This is a genomic window from Streptomyces sp. HB132, assembly GCF_016909575.1.
Lineage (GTDB): Bacteria > Actinomycetota > Actinomycetes > Streptomycetales > Streptomycetaceae > Streptomyces.
Genome location: NZ_JAFBGA010000008.1, coordinates 180,324 through 200,200, shown reverse-complemented (window position 1 = coordinate 200,200; position 19,877 = coordinate 180,324). Strand labels below are relative to the sequence as shown.

Annotated in this window: 1 protein-coding gene (only partly in view); it reads right to left on the bottom strand. The window is 73.9% G+C overall.

What is annotated here, in order from left to right:
* Positions 1 to 19,877 carry the 5' portion of a lonely Cys domain-containing protein gene (locus JOC24_RS19650; protein ID WP_205021646.1) on the bottom strand. It extends 16,834 nt beyond the left edge of the window, so the window shows 19,877 of its 36,711 coding nt (coding positions 1–19,877); the start codon lies at positions 19,875 to 19,877; its stop codon lies beyond the left edge, outside the window.

Here is a 19,877-nt window from a genome sequence, read left to right as displayed (position 1 = left end):
TCGCCCGGTGTGGGGGCGCCCACCACGCCACCGGTGAAGCGCTTGTCCCGGCCTGTCTGGCGGGCGGCCCAGCGGGGGGTGACGTCGGTGGCGGGGCGCGAGCCCTCGGCGACCTCCGTCAGCGCCTGGGCCAGGTGGTGCGTCCCGGTGACCTCACGGCCGTGCTGCCCGTTGACCGGCGCCGTGGAGACCATGGTGCCGCCGGGGCCGCGGAAGGCGATGTGGGACAGGGGCGCGTCCGCCGAGCCGGCCACCATCTGGGCGAAGGACCGTGTGAAGGCGTGTTCCGAACCGCCGGAAGCCGTCAGAAACTCCGGCTCCACCCGGAACAGTGGTTCGCCGTACGAACCGTCCTCCTCCGGCAGCAGTACGCCGGCCGACTCGTCGGCCTTCAGCCGGACTCCGGCACCGGCCGCGGTCAGCCGCGCCGCGGAACGTCCTATCGCCGCTCGGGTGGCGTACACCTGGCGGCTGCGGCCGGTGGTGTCCCCGTCGCCCGCGAGCATCGCCAGCGTCCGGTCCTCGGAGATGTGCAGCGGCGGCCGGCCGGCCATGGGGACGGCCCCCTGGTCCTGGCGCGGCAGGACCAGCGCGTCGGAGCCGGTGCCCGCCCGGACCTCGCCGACGGTGGGCGGGAGCGGCCGGGTGAACAGGACCCCGGTACCGCGCCTGTCGATGACGCCGTAGTCACGCGTCGTCAGCGGCCGGGGGCGGAGCTCCTCGATCTTTCGTTCGCGGACGGCCTGGTCGGCCAGCCGGTCGAACTCCGCGTCCCCGTCGGAGCTGGACGGGTCGTCGTCGCTGTCCGGGCCGGGTCCGCCCTCGGCGTCGCTGCCGATGTCGCGGGCGCCGGGCAGGCCGTCGCCCTCGGACGGGTCGCTCGATGCCCAGCCCGCACCGGTGTTGCCGTCGTTCAGGTCCAGCATGAGGTGCCGGGTCCCGGCGGTGGGGTGCGTGGCCACGTCGACCGGTGCCTCGGGATACCAGACGCGACGGCCCGTCGTCCCGGTGACCAGGAGGGCGACGTCCTCGGCGTACGCCGGGGGCAGTGCCAGCACGATGTCGGCGCCACGGGGCCGCCGGGAGTCGTACGAGATGAGCATGGCCAGCTCGTCGGCGCTGTTCACCCGGAAGGTACGCCCCGGCATGGTGACCTCGACGGCGTGTCCGGCCGCCCTGGCCACGACCGTGTACGGGTTCTGCCACGGGGCGGGGCGCGGGATGACCCGGCCCCGGCCCCGCACGGCGTAGGAGGCCGGCTCGGGGGCGGGCAGTCCCCGCCCGGTGAAGTCACGCCCGACGACGGCCCCGTCGTCGTCGCGCAGCAGCGTGCCCTCGTCCATGGCGCCGCGGCCGGTCTCGATCTGCCGCTCGATGAAGTAGAGGGCGAGCTGCTCGGGGCTCGCGAGGTCGTCGGAAGAGGCGTCGAGCGCCAGCGAGCCGAGCAGCAGGTAGTCCGCGGGGCCCGGCCGAGTCCCGCCGCCCATGTGCAGGACCTGGCGGGTGACACGGTTCAGGCCGTGGCGCAGCTCCCGCGACGTCGGGTGTGCGGCCGCCTCCTCACGGACGAGGTCGAACAGCGCCTGGGAGGTCTCGCGGAGCCGGGCGCGCGGGATGCCTCCCCGGTGGGGGCCGAACACGGTGTCCAGCCAGCCCGGGTCGGACGCCTCGTCGTCGGAGTCGGAGTCGGAGTCGGAGTCGGAGTCCTCGGACTCCTCCGCGAGCGGGGAGAGGTCACGCCCCGGGGGCAGCGGGGGCGGCACCGCGCCGTCCGGACCGGTCTGCGGCGAGGCGGCGGGGAGCGACACCGGGTCGACCCACACGGGCTCGCGGCTCTCCGCCGGGGCGTCCGTCCGCGCGTCGGCCCAGCTCGTGCCCTCCGGTGAGGTGTGGGCGTCGATGTCCCCGGCGACCGCCGCCCACAGCTGGAGGTGGCGCGGGCGCAGGCCGGTCTGCGCGAGACCCTCGGGGGCCTGCTCCCGGAACGGTCCGAGCAGGCTGCCCGGCGCGTGCAGGCGCTCGGGGTTGCTCGCGTCGCGCGTCTCGTCGCGCAGGAACAGCTGGTGCGCCAGCTCGTGCGCGAAGTCCGCCGGGTCGGCGTCGGCCCACCACGCCCGCTGGTTCATCCGCTGGTCACGGCCTACGAGATCGACCGTCAGGTGGGGATTCTCGTCCGGCCGGACGGGCTCGACGGTGACGTGCAACCGGTCCCCGTTGGGGAGCTTGTGCTCCGGCCGGTTGTAGAACTCCTCCACGCCCTGGAGCACCCGCGTAAGGACGGCGTCGGTGTCCGCCTGTCCGTCCCCGGGGCGGAGGGCGAGCCGCACGGTCAGGTCGGTGACGGTCTCGCCGCCGTGCGTGAGGCGCCGCACGTCGAAGGCCGACCGCACGACGATGCGCGGCCGGTCGTCGAGGCGGGCACGGGGCGGCTCGGACGGGGACGGCCCGGGGGGCGTGGCGTCAGCGGTCTCCCGCAGCGGGATGCGCAGCGCCGAGTCCCCGTCGCCCTCCGGCACCACGTACAGGGCCGAGGTGTCCGCCACGACCCGGTGGGGCGTGGAGTCCTGGTCCAGGTCGGCCATGAGGAGCGAGAGCGTCTCCATGTTGTCCACCCGGCCGATCCAGCCGCTGTCGCCCCGCAGGATCGCGCCCGTCCCGTGGACGAAGTCGTGACCGAACCTGGTCCACCCGGTCGGCGGGATCTCGTCCCCTCCGGGGAGCCGGATGTGGCCGGTGTCGGCGACCTCGTAGCGGAAGGGCTCCGGGCGGGACTCGGCGGAACGCGTGTACGTGAACCACCGGTTCGGCCGGGGGCCGTCCGTGGCCGTCGCGTCGTCCGTGTCCGGGACGGCCGGCTCCTTGCCCTTCCCGGTGTCCGCGGGTACGCCGGTGGCGGGTGTGCTCGTGTCGGGTACGTCGGCGGCGGCCACGATGAAGCCCGGGTCGACGCCGTAGCGGGGCCGCCCGACGGTGACCTGGCGGCCGATGGGCCACTGCTCCGCCACCGGGTCGAGGCCGTCGTCGCGGGAGCCGCCCGGCAGGCGCTGCCGGGAACCGCCCGGACCGCGGGTGGCGACGTCCCGGGGCCCGCCGCGGTGGTCGTCGACCGTGATGTCGACGGTGGCGGTACCCGCGTCTCCGGTGGAGGGCCGGCGGCCGCGCACGGCGACGGCTTCCAGGGTGAAGCGGTCCGCGGTGAGGTGCGGTCGCGGGGTGCCCTCCTGGTACCCCGCGAGAGCGTCGGCGAGCTCCTGCCGGAACGAGGCCGCGACCGCCTCGGCACGTGTCCTGGTGAGGTCCCGCCCGAGGAGGCGGCCGCCGCGCACGCCGCTGATCCTGACGTCGGGCAGCGGCAGCCCGTTCGCGGCGTTCCACAGCCCCGCCCTGGCCACCACCTTGGCCAGGTGCCGGACGGGGTGCGTGGCGCTCTCGGGCGTCTGCTGCGCGTCCTTGGCGAAGGTGACGGACACCGGCAGTGCCAGCTGGCCGCGGAGCACCACGGCGGTGAACGGGTTGGCCTCGGCGGAGGGCTTCTCGGACAGCAGTTCCGCGTTGGTGTCGTGGGCCGACTCCCCCGGACGCTGCGTGTACATCCGCATGTACCACTGCCGCTTGCCCGGGATGACCGCTTCGAGCTGTCCGACGCGCGTCGCGGCCGCGCGGGTGGCCGCCTCGAGCGTGCGCTCGGCCGCGGCGCGCTCCGGCGACCCGGCCGGCGCCGCCAGCATCTCCGTACGGGCCTGGCCGGCCCTGATCATGGCCAGGGTCAGGTCGAGGTGGCCGCGCAGCTCCGTGAGGTGCTCGACGTCCCCGGCCTCCTGCCGCCCCTCGATCGCCTGGCGCAGGAGCGCCGCGTTCTCCCGCATCTCGTCCACCGTGAGGGAGTCCAGGTTCGCCCGGACCGCTCTGCGGTGCCGGTGGTTGCGCACCGAGGAACGCGCGTGGTTCTCCAGGGAGATCTGGTGGCTGCCGTCCTCGCTGGCCAGGACGACCGTGGCGAAGTGGTAGCCGAAGTGCGCGCCCCCGGTGGGGTTCTGCGGCTTGGCGAAGTTCTGCTCCAGGCTCGGCTGGCCCTGTGCGCCGGCCGCCGCGACGGACTGGACGACGTAGCCCTCGCCGATGTCGGCCCACGCGTGCTCGTTGACCCCGATCCGGCGTGCGGCGTCCGACAGGGCGTCGCGGCGCGGGTCGTCCGGCTGGTCGAGGCTCAGCGCCCTGCCGTACGCGCGGCCGGGCAGCGGGCCCCCGTCGCCGCCGGTGGGCCGGTCGTCCCGGCGGGCGAGGGAGGCCGCCCAGGCCGGATCCGCGGATTCCGCCGGTATGTCACCGTCCGCGACGTGGCTCAGGGTGTCGGCGAGGTGATGGGTGCCGGTGACCTCCGCGCCGTCGGAGGCGTTGACGGGCGCCGTGACCGCCGGTCCGCCCCCCGGACCGCGGAAGACCATGTGCGAGGTGCGGGCACCGTCGGCCAGCATGTCCGCGAAGTCCCGGCAGATCTCCTCCGTGGACTGACCGGAACGGGTCAGGAAGACGGGGGTGACGCGGAACAGCCGCTTGCTGCCCCCGTCGGGGGTGGGCAGGATGATGCTCAGTTCCTGATCGGCCCGCAGCCGCACCGCGAGGCCCGCCCGTGACAGCTTGACGGAGGCGCTCGCGACGGCTTCCTCCGTGGCGAAGACCTGCTGCCCGTAGGCACCGTCCTCGACGGCGAGCGTGCGGTCCGGGGAGATCCGCAGGGCGGGCCGGTCGCTGACGAGCGTGTTGCCGTACTCCTGCACGGACATGGCCAGTTCGGGGGCGTCCTCCGTACCGCTCAGCGCCCGGGGGGTCTGCCAGCGGCCGCCGATGCCCCCGGGCCTGCGGAACAGCACTCCTTCGCCGCTGTCGTCCACGACGCCGTAGTCCGTCGTGGTCAGCGGGTCCGGCCGGCGCGCCGCGATCCCGTCGGCCCGGCCGGAGTCGGCCCGGCCGGAGTCGGCCCGGTCGGAGTCGTCCTCGTACAGGCCGATGAGCTCGTCGAAGTCGCCCGCGCCGTCCGCGTCCTGGGCCGGCTGGACGGACTTCCACACCCTGCCGACGTCGTCCCCGGCGGGGCCCAGCGTGATGCGCTCGGTGCCGGTCCGCCAGTCGGTGGACGGGCGGGGGGCGTGCTCCGAGTACCAGACCCTGGAACCGGTCAGCTCGGCGACGTACCGCGCCAGGTCCTCGATGTCCTGGTGGGGGAAGGCCAGGACGACGTCGGCGTCCGCGGGCCTCGCCGGGTCCCGTGCGACGAGCTGGGCGAAGTCCCCGAGGTCGTCCAGCGTCAACGTGCCGCGCGGCGTGTTCAGCAGGACCGCTTCCTCGCTGTCCTGGGCGAGGACCACGTACGGGTCGGACCACGGCGCGGGCCAGGTGCTCACCCGGCCGTCGTCCCCTTCCACGGCGTACGAGTCCAGGGGCGGCACCTGATCCCCGGTGCCGGTCCAGTTGCGCACGGTGGCGTCCTGCGACACCAGCGCGGTGCTGCGGTCCAGGGCCGCGTCGTGCCGTCGCAGGTGCGAGGCGAGGGCGCCCTCGTCGGCCAGCTCGGCCGGGGACGCGCCAAGGGCCAGCGAACCGAGGAGCAGGAGGTGCTGCCCGCTCACCGCGACGTCGGGGCCGAGGTTCAGCACACGCCTGGTCAGGTCGCGGAGGGGGTCGCGGGCACCGGTGGCCGGCTGCGGGGCCCTCCGGGCGAGTTCCCGCAGCGACAGCGCCGTGCCGACGAGCATCTCGGGCGAGTAGTCGTGCCGGACCGCGGGTCCGAAGAGGAGGTCGAGCCAGGCCTCGTGGGTGCTCCCGGTGGTGCCGTCCTCGCTGCCGGAGTCCGAGTCGGAATCGGACTCCGACTCGGAATCGCTCTCGGATTCGCTGGTGTCGTCGGTGAACCGGAACTGCGCCAGCGCCTCGGCGTCGGACTGAGAGGGGCGCGGCCGGCCGGACAGCGTGTCCAGCTCGTACGCCTCCTCCTCGCCCTGCAGACCCGGCGTTTCGCCGGGGGCCGACGACGGGGACAGCGGGTCGGAGACGGGTTCGTGGAGCGGCGGCGGGACCGGCGACTCCTGGTCCGCCACCGGCGGGACGGTGGACGACGACGCCTGCGTCGTCGGAGTGTGCCGCGTGGTGCCGTCGGTCTGCGGCCCCTTCTCCGGCGTGGCCTCGGTTCCCGTTCCGGTCGCCGCGGTGCGCGGGACCAGCGGGACGAAGTCGCCGCCGCGGCGGCGGAGCCGGATGTGCGGACCGCTGTCGCCGGCCGGGCCGGGGTAGGTGTGGGCGGTGCCGTTCTCCTCGATCAGGGTGACGGTGGTGCCGGTCGCGCCGGCGGCCCACTCGGCGACCGCCCGGTCGGCCCCGGGACCCCAGGGGGCCTCGGCGAGGTGGCGGCGCAGGCGCCCCTCCAGGGCGTCCTTGCTCGGCGTGGGAGCGCCGCGGCGCGGTACGAGCGGCGGGGGTGCGAACAGGGCGTCCCGCTCGGCCGGGTCGCCCGGGAGGCCGGCCAGCCGCATGAGCTGCGTCGGCATCGCCCCGGAGCGCATCCGCAGCCGGGCGGCGTCCTGGCGGTCCGTCCCCGGCAGGCCGGCGGCGTCGCGCAGGGCCGTGGAGAGCGCGCCGAAGAAGCCGTTGCCGCGTCCCGTGGGCGTGCCCTGGGTGTAGGTGGCGCCGTCGGGCGCGGTGAGGACGCCGTCGCGTGCGAGGCGGTAGCGCGGTCCGCTGCTGTCGGCGGGCGGCAGCCAGGGCGCGGTGGTGTGGCTGCGGTGCGCGGGCGGATCCCCGGCCGTGGTCTCCGTGCCGGAGGTCTGGGCACTCGTCGGGGCGGGCAGCGCGCCGGTGGACGGGGCCGGGGAGCCGGGCGGGAGGGCGGCGTGGAAGAAGCCCCCGGTGGAGAAGAGCACCGGATCGGCGGCCGGATCGACGGCGGCGGGATCGGTGCCGTGCGGGAGGAACAGCTGATCGCGGCCCTCACCGGTCACCACGGTCAGCGGGGTGCCGAGGACCCGCGCGGCGAGCGCGGGCAGCAGGTCGGCGCCGCCGTGGTCCCCGGCGCGGCGCTCGTGCGGGGCCTGAGCGCCCGCCGGCCCGGTGCCGGACGGCTCGCTCGTGAACGGACGGGAAAGGGCGGCGGTCGCCAGCGCCACACGCTGTTCGGGCGTCGGCCAGAACGTCAGCGGGAGACGGCCGAAGGCGTCGAACTCGGCCTGCTGGGCCGAGGTCAGTACCACGCCCGCGCCGTCCAGTTCGGCCTGGGCGAAGGTGTCGGCCGTGTCCAGTGCGAGGGCGTCCAGCAGATCCTGGTTGCCGTCCTCGCCCAGGGCCCAGGCCAGGCGGTCACGGGCGGCGCGAATGGCCTCGGCGCCGACCGCCGGGTCACCGGGGGATTCGGCGAAGCGGGCGGCGAGATCGCCGCCGAGCAGGCGGGGCAGCTGCCCCCTGGCACCGGCGGCGGCGAGCAGCGCGTGGAAGAACGAGGCGCCGTCGTGCGGCACGTCGTGCACCTCGCGCACCGTGGCGCCGTCCGGCGAGGTGAGGGTGCGCGGGGCGGAGCCGGTGGCGTCGGTGATCCCGTACGGCTCCGGCGCCTCGGACCGCCATCCGGGCGCCGTGTACTCCTGCGGCGCGTCCGCGACCGGGACGGACGTCGAGCCCTGGTGGTGGGAGGTGAGACGGGAGGCGGCGAGGTGCAGCCGGTGGTGGTCGGCGGCGGCGGTGTCGGTGCGCCCTTCCCAGAGCCGTACGTCGTCGCGGGCCGCCTGCCAGGTGATGACCGCCGGGGACTGCGCCAGGTCCTTCGGCAGCACGGTCGTCAGGGGCGGGTCGCCGAGCGTGCTCCGCTCCGCCGGGCTCAGGGAGAGCCAGGCCTCACGGGCCCGCGCGCGGGCGTCGTAGTACTCCTTCTCCGCCGTGGCGAGGTCGGCGGCGGCCTTGGCCATGTCGTCCCAGGCGGTGCTTGCCTCGGCCGGGAACGAGCTGTCGTCCAGGAGGCCGTAGTCGCGGGCGATGTCCTCGCGCAGCCAGATCAGCGCGGTGGTCGCGGCCTCGGCGGCGCGCGGTCCCCGCGGGGCCGCTCCGAGGGCGCGGAACGGGCGGCTGTTGGTGATGCGGTGGTCCACCTCGGCCACCGCCAGCCAGGTCACCGGCACCGCGAACAGCATGCTGCGGTCGGTGACGACCTTGACGTGGGTGCCCAGGGTGGTGTCCGTGGCGCCCTTCAGCGTGGTGCCGTCGTTCGAGCCGCCGATCGGTACCGCGCCACCGGGGTTGGTCATACCCGCGTTGCTGTTGCCGGCCAGCGGCGCGGTGCCCGCCGCGCCTTCGACGTTGTCGGTGATGCCGGCCTCCAGCGCGTCGGAGGTCTTGGCCCGCTGCATGGCCTCCATGCGGGGCTTGTTCTCCACGGCCAGGAGCCGCGCGCCGCGGCGGTGCATCTTCGCGTAGAGGCGGGAGTCGGCGGTGTGGGACTGGCCCAGCAGGCGGGCGGAGGACTGGACGGGCAGCTGGGAGCCGTTCGCGCCGAGCGCCTCACGGAACCCCGCGGTCAGACCTCCCTGGGAGGTGGCCTCCGCCTGAGCCTGCGCGGGCGCCGTGCCCAGGGCGGTGAGCGGGGTGTGGCGGGCCATGCGTACGCGCGCGGCGAGGACGCCACCGGTGTGCCGGCTGCCGAGGTCGGAGTCGCCCAAGCCGTCGGCGCGGGCGGTGGCGAGTGTCAGTGCGTCGTTCACCCCTGTCGCACCGCGCATGTCGACGGCGAGGATGCCGGAGCCGATCCGGTCGTCGAAGGGCAGGACGTCGGGGTCGGGGCCGCTCGTGCCGTCGTCGGAGGTGCGCCAGGCGGCGATGCCGTCCGGCAGGGACCGTTCGGCCGTCAGCAGGTGGACCGAGCGGTCCGGTCGGGGCACGTCCTGTTCGGTGACCGCGCCGTCGTCGCCGTCGCCCACCGGGGTGAGCAAGCTCGCCGGGGCGATCTCGTTGAGGGTGCCGACCTGGGCGACGGCACGCGGGGCGAGTGGGTCACCGGCCGCGTCCGTCATGGTGACGGTCAGGGTGTAGCCGGTGACGATCTCCGCGTGCGCCTGCGTGGTGGCGATGTTCGGCATGGAGGTGGTGCCCACGGTCTCGGTCCGGGTGCTCCCCCGCTGCTTGGCCGCCGTTCCCTGGAGCGAGGGGTTGGCGATGAGCACCCCGTTGTCCGCCGCGCGCTCGCCGGCGGACAGCGTGAGGTCGGCGCCACGGTCCTGGTGGGTGTTGTCCGCGTCGTCACGGGAGATGTTGCGGTAGTCCTCGAGCTCGAACCCCGTACGCAGCCGCTGCACCGTCGTGGTGATCGGTGTCAGCTTGAACCGGACCTGCCCGGGGCTGCCCCCGACCGGCAGCAGGTGCGGGCTGCTCCAGGCGCGGTAGCGGACCGGCAGACTCATCCCTTCGGTGGTCAGCTCGTGCAGGTGGGCGCGCAGGAAGTCCGGTGAGAGCCGCTGCAGGACCTGTTCGCGGTCGTGCGAGGGCACGCCGATCTTCTGCAGGCGCGGCAGCAGCACCTGTGCGGCCCGGCTCGCGTCCAGCTGGCCGCTGGGGTGGGTCGGGAAGCGCCGGTTCCGCAGGAAGGCCGGCACCCGGTAGCCGCCGCCGAGGTTCTTCGGGGTGGTGGGGCCCAGCCCGTCGGGGGCCAGCCCGGCCTCGATGGCGTCCTGCATCGGCAGGTGGAACATCACCGCGTCGCGGATCCGCTGGAGCGCGGCGGCGGCCCGGCGCGGGGCCAGGCCGCGTCCGAGCCTCTCGGACACCTTTCCGGCGGCGGAGCTGACGCGGCCCCCGGCACGGGTGCCGACCGTGCCGATCGCGGCCGTCCAGCGGTCCCGCACCGCCACGGTCTCCGTGGCGTCGGCGACCACCAGGTACATCCGGCCGGCGAAGGTCACGGTGGTGCTGCGTCCCCGGGTCAGGGCCTGCGAGAAGCCGCGGCCCTTGCCCCAGGCGTACTGGAGGGCGGAGGAGTACGAGCCGACGACCGGCTCCTTGCCGGGGAGCTGCTGCAACGGCATGTAGCCGCCCTGCACGCCCAGTGTGGTGCGCGAGGCGGTGCTCGTGCTGCCGACGACCCGGTGATCGTTGGCGATGGTGCTCTCGAGGCTGGCCGGCTTCGGATCGCTCTTGACCCGTAGGTTGTCCAGCTCACCGCGGACCGCGGCCTTCAGGTAGTGCGTCCGGAACGGCCCGGCGCCGTTGAGGCCGGTGATCCGGGAGCCGAACGGGCCGAGGTACTGGCCGAGTTGACCGGCGACACCGAGGTTGGCCATCGCCCGGCGCAGCGCGGTGCGCACCGGAGCACCGGGCGCGCTGACGTGCCAGGTGGTGCCCGCGGCGCGGTCCGCGGTGGCCTGCATCAGCTGCTGGCGCTGCGGGCCGCCCTCGGCGCTGAGCACCACGTGCGGGGCGCTCAGCAGCTGCCGGACGAGCCGGCGGCCGTCCGAGTCCGCCCTGGGCAGCGGGCGGGTGCCGTCGAGGAGCTGGTCCGCCTCCGCGGCGGAGAGGCGCTGCGGCGTAGGGGCGGGGGTAGGCGCGGGTGTCGTGCCGTCGGCGGGCGGGTCGGCCGGCGCGTGCCGGTCGGACCCGTGGGCGGCGGGCACGGCTAGCTCGACCCGTCCCACGGTTTCGGTGCCCCGGCTGAACAGCGGGCGCTCCTCGACCTTGCTGACGAAGACGCCCGCACCGAGCAGACCGACGGTCAGCAGCCGCGCCCAGCCGCGCGGCCGGCGGTGGCCCTCGAAGGTCGCGCCGAGTTCCACCTGGTAGCTGTAGAGGTCGGCGCCGTTCTGAAAGGTCAGGTGGTCGTGGGCGACCGTGACCGTGTTCCGGGTGGCCTTCTGGTAGGTGCGGGCGTAGCGGGCACCTACCGAGACGTTGCCGGCCTGACGCGGCAGACCGGGCCCGGGCACCTTGTCGTGGTCCCGGGGCGAGACGCCCACCTCGAGGCCGGCGGAGTAGGTGCTGGAGTCCTGCTGCCCCTGACCGGAGACCTCGTTGCCGATCACGGCGTTGCGCAGTGACCGCTCGCTCATGGTGGTCTCGAACCGGCGGTCGGTCAGCGACGCCCGCAGGATCAGCGTGTGATGGCCGCGGCGCACCTTGCCGTCCTCGGTGAGCGTGACCGGGACCCCGGTGGTCGTCAAGTTGTCCAGGCTCTGCGCCAGCGTGGGCCGGTTCAGCGCCTCGCGTACCTGCCGGTCGTTGTGCAGGGCGGTCCGCAACCGCCCGTCGCCGTACCAGAGCCGGGCCAGCCTGGGGTGCTTCAGCATCATCGGCGGCACGAACATCGACGGGTAGGAGCGGTGCAGAGTGTCCAGGACGGCGTCCGTGAAGACCCGCATGGGGTCCGGCGGGGCGGTGCCGTCCTGCGGGGCGGGCTGCTGCTGATCGGTCGTCGGAGGTGTCTGCTGCTGGGTCGTCGGAGGCGTCTGCTGATCGGTGACAGCCGGCGGGGACTGCTGCGTCGTCGGCGGCTGCGTCCCGGCGCGCTGCTGCGGGCGGAAGCCCTCCGCGCGGACCTGTCCGCCCAGGTGGACGGGATTCTCACGGGTGAGGTACCACGGCACGGGCGGCTCGGCGTCCGGGTTCGGTCCGGTGCGGCCGGGCGTACGGCTGTCCCAGCCCGCGAGCCGGCGGGCGTCCTGGGTGGAGATCCAGTCCAGGCTGACCACCCGCACCGGCCGGGCCGCGGACGCCGGTTCACCGGCCTTGCGGACCATCAGGGTGCGCTCCACCTGGTAGAGCGCCATCGGATGGTTGCGGACCCGGCCGGTGACCTTGCGGGCCGCGTCGGTGCCCAGGTAGTGGCCCCGCCCGACGCCGAGGTCCGCGCGGACCAGCGGTCCGCCCTGGAGGCGTACGTCGGTCTCGAGCCCGGGCAGCGTGTGGTTCGGACCGGCGGTGACCTGGAATCCGAACTTGGTCTCGCGGACGTGACCGCGCTGGTTCTGGTAGGTGGTCTGGGTCAGGTCGCGCACCTCCGCCTTGACCGACTCGGTGACCAGCACGGCCCGGTGCGCCACCGAGCGTTCCACGACCAGGTGTCCCATCGGGTGCTGGCCGCTGCCACGGGTCAGCTCGGGACCGCTGACCGGCCCGGTGAGCCGCCCGAACAGCCCGAGCAGTCTTCCCGGGCGGACGTACGACACCATCGTGCGGTGCGCCGAACTGCCGGGTCGCGCCCCGGAGAGGGCCAGCGCGATGTCCTCCGGCGGGGTCGTCAGGTGAAGGGCGGTGGAGTCGTTCATCCTCGGTTCCACCCCGCCCGGGAAGGTCAGGGTCTCCGGGGCGCGGCGAGGCCCCGTGAACGGCACGGTGAGGTCGTCCGGCAGCCGCCAGGTCAGACCGTCCCGCATGCCGAACTCGGCGGTGTGTACCCGGGTGCGCTGCCAACGCGGCCCCGCGGCGGGACCGGTGGCCACGGTGTCGGTCCCGGTGGTCCTGGGCCCCTCGGTGGCCTTGGGCGCCTCGGTGACCCGCTCCACCCGCACCCGGTAGTGCACGTCGTCCAGGTGCAGGTGCGAGCCCTCGTGGGCGCGGTGCTCGCCCTGGTTGTACGCCGAGGTGCCCTGGGTGTAGTCCGTCCTGCGGCTCCAGCCCAGCGACGTACCGATCTTCAGGAGCCAGTTGAGCGGCGGCCCCATGCCCACGCCACCGGCGATACGGCGCCCGATGCCCACACTGCGGCCGCCACCCGTCCCGGCCTGCCCGCGCCGCATCGTGTCCACCCGCACCGTGGCACCGCCGACGTCGGAGAAGCGTTCCCACCGGTGGTACGGGATGGCCTCGACCGTCATCTCCAGGCCGACCCCGGACTTCTCCCGGCCCACGATGCGGGCGCCGCGAGGGGCGGTGAACGCCGAGGGGTGATACGTCAGCAGGCGCAGCAGCTCCGCCTCGTCGAAGTGTGCACGCGTCGACGCCGGCAGCTTGTCGAGGATCTCCCGCGCCGCCAGTTCGGGCGAGCGCAGGGTGAGTGTGCCGGGTCCGGTGAGCAGCCCGGTGCGCGCACCCTGCGGGGCCCCGTCGGGAGGGGTGTCCCGCGGGTCGGCGCCCGGCCTGATCAGGGCGGTGGGCAGCCTGCTGCCGTCCTCGAAGGTGACCGTGCGCGGGGCCGGCCCCGGCGGACGGACGTCGTCGCCGGTCAGCAGGCGGGCGGGACGGTGGCGTTCGAGCTGGGTCTCCAGTGGCACCGGGTCGCCCCGGTCGGGGGTCCCGGCGTCGTCGGGACCGGTGATCCCGGCCATGCTGCGCAGCCACTCCCCGAACGGGTCGGAACCGTCCGGCTGCTGGGAGACCGGTGGCACGGGGGGCGTGACCGGATCCGGCTCCGGGTCCGGCTTCGCTTCCGGGTCGGACTTCGCCTTGGTCTCGGGCTCCGGGTCGGGCTTCGCCTTGGTCTCGGGCTCCGGGTCGGAGGTGGGCTCCTGGGCGGGGACCAGCGCGTCGTAGTGATCGCTTCCGTTGTACGCCAGGTGCAGGGTGCCGCCGGTGCCGCCGGGGTGCAGCTCGGTGACGAGGAGCGCGCCCGTCGTATGCGGGTCGGGCCGCACGAGGCGGAGATCGAGGTCGAGGGTGTGCGCCAGCGCGTCCGGGAGCAGGTCGGCGAAGGGGGACGACCACAGTCCGGGTCGGTCCGCGGCCGCGGCGAGCAGGCCGCGTCCGCCGAGCCGACGCGCGTCGGCGGGGGTGGGCGCCACCTGGGCGAGCTGCGGGTAGTCGCTGTCGGCGAGGATCTGCCGCCACCGGTCGGCGTCGCCGTCGGTGATGACCGCCTGCGCGACGCCGTTCCAGGCTTCGGTGATCCTGTGTTGCTCGTCCGCGTCGGTCACACCGGCCAGCGCGCGTATCCGCAGGTCGTCCACCACGGTGAACACCGGGTCCGGCACGAGGGCATCGGCGACGGTACCGAGCTCGGACCCGGTGACGCGGTCACGCACCAGGCCGCGCAGCCCGGCGATGTTCCGCGAGGCCCAGGCGGGCGGCACGTCTCGACCACGCGCACTGTCGAGCACCGCCCGGAAGAGGCAGTTGCCGTCACCCGGGACGTCAACCCGTCGGAAGGCGAGGCCCTGCGCCCGGACGAGATCCGCCGGGTCGGGCGTCGTCACGGGGCCCTTGCCCTTGTTGAGCAGGGCCAGGCTTTCCGCCAGGCTCTCTGTCCGGTTCTGCGCGGAGAGCGCCGTCCAGGTGAGCTGGGCGTTGTTGTTCCCGGGGTGGAACCGGAGCAACGGCAGACCGTCCGGACCCTGATGAGAACCGACGATCTTGTCGAAGACCGACTTGTCGAAAGCCGTCGGCGGATTCCAGAACATGTGCGCGCCGTGCATCACGGCGATGTCCTTCGCCCGCATCTCCTCGATCAGCGCATCATGCTCCGGCAGCGTGACCCGCACCCCGTCAGGCGTCGAGATGTCGAACACGTCGTTGTCACCGGTGAGCGGACGCCACTCACCGTCCGGCCTCCTCCCGTGGACCACACCGTCCCGGACGACGAACCTGTTCTCCGCCTCGAAACCCGCCATCTTCCCGGCGAGCTCGTGAAACTCCGTCGACCGCTGATTGAAACGCGACAGGACCCTGTCCCGATCACCCTCCGAAACAGCCTCCACATCAGCCAGCACCGGCTTGAAATAACCCACGAGCCCGACAACGGCAGGATCAGCACCCAGAAGGACATCGACACCGTCGACCGTCTTCGCCTTGATCTCCGCCGGCTTCGGCAACGCACCCGCCTCGAGCCACTTCGGAGCCAGCGGATTCGTCGGCCGCACATCGATGACCACGTTCTTGTCCCGCGCCAGATCACGGAACTCCTTGAACCCCTTCTCCGCCATCCCGTACACATGACGCGCCGCATACGAATCGACCTCACCGGCCTTCAACGGCTCGGGCGTCGGCTGTTCCTGCCGGCCGGTGGTCGTGGGCGCCGGGTCGTTCAGACGCCGAGCCAGCTCGGCGGTGTCCTCGGGGCCGAGGGCCAGCTCGGACAGCGGCAGCGGAGCGCTCGACAACGACCAGGCCACCTCCGCCGACGGCGCGTAGGAGAGTCCCCGCACGTCCTCCCGCGAGACCAACGCGGTCGGCGACAACTGGGCGGGCGGCGGGGGCAGCAGGTCACCGAGCGTGGTCTCGGGCCCGGCACCGGCCCGCAATCCGGCCGCCGCGCGAAGGAACGCGGTGTACTGCTCGACAGTGGGGTCGGCGGACGGGTCGGCTGGCGTGGCACCGGTGGCGGTGTGCCAGTCGGTGACCATGCGGCGCAGCAGGTCCGGGGTCATGCGGCCGTCGCCGTAACGGGCGGCGCTGTCCGCGTTCAGCCAGCGCAGGCCGTCCACGTAGGCGAGACCGGCGAGCAACTCCGCGTTCTCGGGGCGCTGTTCGGCGTCCGATCCGAGGGCGTCGCGCAGTGTACGGATCTGCTGGAGGGTGCGGGCCCGGGCGAACGGGTCGGCCGGACCGGGGCCTGCGTGCAGACCGGCGTCGCGCGCCGCCCGGTCCAGGTCCGCGCCCTTGGGTTCCGGGGTGAACAACCGCCAGCGCCCTGGCCCGTCCGCGCCCTCGGTGAGCACCGCGCGGACCTCGCCGTCCCGGTCGCGGGCGGTGCCCACCTCGGTGGTCGGCGCCCACACCGACCGACCGGTCTCGTTCGCGGCGTGCTGCGCCACCGGCAGGCCCGCGATCGCCGGCTGCTGTCCGGTCTTGCAGGAGAACAGCACCAGCGGCCGGTTCTCATCGCCGTCCACCGCCCAGAACTTGAGCGCCTTCCCGAACTGGACACCGCTGACCTCCACGCTGGGCAGCGCCGCGTCCTCGGTGCCGAGCGTGACGGTACGGGGGGTGCCGTGTTCCACGAAGTAATCGGCGCCCTCTTCGGTGCCCGCACCGGGGAGTGGGACCGCCGGGCCGGTGAAGACAGTGCGAGGGGCGGACTGCTGGGCTTCGGTACCCGCGGCGGCGTCCGCCCCGACTCGCGGGGACGAGGAGGGGGAGCCGTCGTCGGACACGGTGCGTACCCCGCGGAACGTGTCCTGGCCGAGCAGCGCCCGGCGCCCCGCGTCGCGTCGCGTGCCGTCCTCGGCCGGGCTCTGCGAGATGGTCAGCGTCCGGACGGCACGGCCCGGCTGGGGCTGCGACGTCGTGTCCGACACCAGGCGCCGCAACTGGCTGAGGGGCACCGTGAGGCCGTCCAGGGTGACGACGGCGGGCTCGCTCGTGGGCCTGCCGGTCCCGTCTCCGTCGCCGTCGGTGGTGGCTGCGCCGTCCACGGGGCGCACGACGATCCGGGCCTTGGGCGGGGGAAGGGCCACGGGCTGTGTCGTGGGGGAGGTTTCGGCGGTGACCGGGGCGAGCGGGGGCGGGGTGCCGCCGTTACCGGTGCCGTGTCCAGTGCCGGGGCCGGAAGCCCGTCCGCCGGCCCCGCCACGGTCGCTGTCGCTGTCGCTGTCGCCCGACTCCAGGTACACGTCGGTGGCCGACTCGCTCCAGGGCCGTGACAGGGTGGCGAGCTTGTCGGGGGCGGGCGTCGTGGTGGTGGAGTCCTGGACAACCGGGTTGCTGTGTACGGTGGTTGCCTTCTCCACGGGGCCCGTCGGCGGGGGCGTGTCGGTGGAGGTGACGGCCGGGGCTCCGTCGCCGGTCTCGGTGCTCTGGGTGGCGGGGCGGGGCATCGGGCCGAGTGCGTCGGCGAGCGGCAGCAGCACGTCCGCGCCGGGGAACGCGGTGTCCACGGTGCCGTCGGCCGTCGCGGCGGGCGTCGGGCCGGTGAGGGTGCGGACCTGGACCGGGGCGCCCGGCCCCTCGCGGGTCAGCTCGACCGCGGCGCGTACCGGGCGTGCCGTCCCGTCGGGCGCGACGGCCGGCCCGAGCACCACGGCCCGGTCGGTGCCGGCTCCGTCCAGCAGCTCGGCCGCCTCCCGCGACCCCTCCCCCGGTGGCGGCACCTGCGACACCACGATCGTCAGGGGCGGCGCCTTGGTGGAGGCGGGGTCCACGGCGCGTGTGGGGTCGGACTTCACGTCGGTGGTGCCGCTGCCATCGCGCACATCGCCGGAGTCCGTGAACGAGCCGACGGTGCTCACCTTCGGCGGAGCCGTGACGGTGTCGGCAGCGAAGTCGGGGGTGGTGTCGGTGGTGGGTTCGACCGACGGGTCTGTGGCGGCGTCCACCGTGGTGCTGTCGCCTACGGGGGCAGGGATGCGCCCGCCAGGGTCTGTCGTCACACCGGGGTCCGTGGTGACGCCGGGACCCGTGGTGACGCCAGGGGCCGTCGTTGCCTCGGGATCCGTCGTGGCCTCGGGCCTGTTCGGATCGACGGTCTCCGGAGCGGGGGTGCTCTGCGGGGAGTTGTTCGTCGTGGCCGGCGAGCCGTCCACCGGAGCTGCGCCCTCCGGAGCGCGGGTGCCCTGTGGGGACGTGGTGGAGGAAGTTGGGGCCCCGCCCGCCGTGGGCACGCCACCCGGTCGGGCGCCGCTGCCCGTTGAGGGGGTGGTGGAGGGCGTGGGGCTGCCGCCCGTGGCCACGGGAGTGGTGTTCCCCTGGCCGCCCGGCACGGCGGCCGTGTCGTCGTTCCGGCCCGCCGCTTCCCCGGGAGACGTCTGGAGTTCGCTCTCCGGAGCACCCTGGACGTTGACCTCGGGAGACCTCTGGGTGCTGCCCTCGGGAACACCCTGGACATTGCCCTCGGGAGACCCCTGCGTGCTGCCCTCGGGAACACCCTGGACATTGCCCTCCGGGGTCGGCGACGTCACAGCGGAATCCACCGGAACGTCCGCGGTGACGTACTCCGGGGACGTTCCGGGCGCGGCGTCCGGCCCGTTCTCCACGTTCTCCGGCGTCGCGTCCGCTCCGTGGTCCACCACGAGGTCGGCGTTGTCCCCGGTCGGACGTACGGCGGGGTTCCCGGTGGCCGTGCCAGGGGTGTTGCCGGAGGTGCCGGGACCGTTCACCGCACCCGGGCCGTCCACCGCGCCAGAACTGCCGACCGTGCCGGACGTGTTGCCGGACGTACCGGGACCGTTCACCGCACCCGGGCCGTCCACCGTTCCGGGTGTGGCGCCCACCGCGATCGGGGCGTCCACCGTGACCTGGGTGCCGAAGCCGTCGAGGGCGCGGCGGACCTCGTCCGTGTCGACCTGGTTCGCGGGGCTGCCCCCGGCGGGCACCACCCGGACCTCGGGCAGCTGCGACAGGTTGCCGTGCAGGCTGTCCCGGACACCGATCTCGGCGTTGCCGGGCGGCTGGGAGCCACGCAGCGTGGCCAGGTCACGCAGCGCCTGCTCACGGACCTCGGCCGGACCCTGGTGGACCTGCTGCCACAGCGCGTTCTCGGTGGCGGTCACCGGCAGCGGACCCGGTGAGTACGGCGGCGGATCCAGGGACGTGTACGGCGGCGGGTTCTCGGAGACGTACGGCGGAGGCGACTGGCTGCCGGTGACGGCCCCCGGTCCGGTGGTCTGCTGAGAGACCGGCGGCAATGAGGTGGGCATGGGGCCGTCGCCGCCCGTGGTGTCCGGACGCGAGGGACCGTCGGTGCGGTCGGAGCCACCGCCCGAGCGCGACGAACCGTCGTCGGAGTCGGTGGTGCCACCGGAGACGGTGGGCGGCGGGTTGCGCAGCTTGTCGATGACGTGACGCAGCTCGGCGGCGCTGTTCACGGCCGTGTCGCTGAGCGTCGCCTCGACCTGGCTGCTGATGCCCGCGCCGACGAAGGTGGACCAGCTGGTCGACCAGTCGCCGTCGAAGGCGCCCTTGATCAGGATCTCCGCGAGCGCCTCACCGGAGCCGGCGGCGAGGAAGTCCGCCGTGCCCTTCAACCCGTAGTGCCCGGCCAGCGCACCCGGCCGGTCGGCGTTGAAGCGCAGGATCTGGTTGTTCCGCCACAGCTCGGGGTTGTTCCGGAAGGACAGCGGGTTGTTCCGGAAGGTGACCGGCGGGTTGCTCGAAGGGCCGGGGCCGTTCCCGTACGGGTTGGGGTCGGGGCGGTCGTCGAGGAGGCTGTCGCGGTCGGGCTTCGGACCGGGCTCGGGGTTCGGTTTGGGGTTCGGGCGGTCGTTCGGGAGGTTGAGGTCGGGGTTGTTCTTCAGGTTGGGGTTGTTCTTGAAGTCGAGGTCCGGGGCGTTCTTGAGGAAGTTGCCGTCGAAGCTCTTGACGATGCTCCGCGCGAACTTGTCGAAGACGCTGGTGAGGAAGCCGGCCGCGGCGCCGAACGCGGCGGCCTTGCCGATGTCACTCCAGTCGATGCCGTCGGGGCGGCGGCCGTCCGGGGCGAAGTTCATCATCGCCAGCCGTACCGCGAAGGTCGTGAACGCCTCGGCGAACGCCTCGGTCAGCGAGGGAGCGAGGTGCAGCCGCTGGAGCAGGTGGCTGAGCGTGGTCAGGATGAAGAAACGGCTGCGCATCTTGGCCAGCATGATCTGACTGGCCGAGGCGCCGCCGGTGAAGAAGGACAGCGCCAGGTAGATGGCGATCTCGATGAGCAGCCGGATGATCTCGGCGATGACCTGCCACTTGGACTCCATGATGTCCATGGAGGTCTTGCGCCGGCCTTCGGCGATCTTGTCGAGCTGCTCGGCGAAGTCGCGTAGGTAGTTCTTGCCACCGTCGTCGATGAGCATGCCCATCGCCTTGCCGTACGACTTGGCGAGGTCGTCCGGCATCGACTCGCCGATGTCGTGGACCGACTTGTCGATCAGCGAGGACAGCCTGTCCAGCTTGCGGCCCAGGCCGGAGTACGGCCGACGGCTCTCGAACGCGAGATCCTCGTCGGCGTCCATGAGCCTCTCCCCGGTGAGGATGAAGATCATCGCGTTGACCTCGGGCGACACCTGGATGCTCAT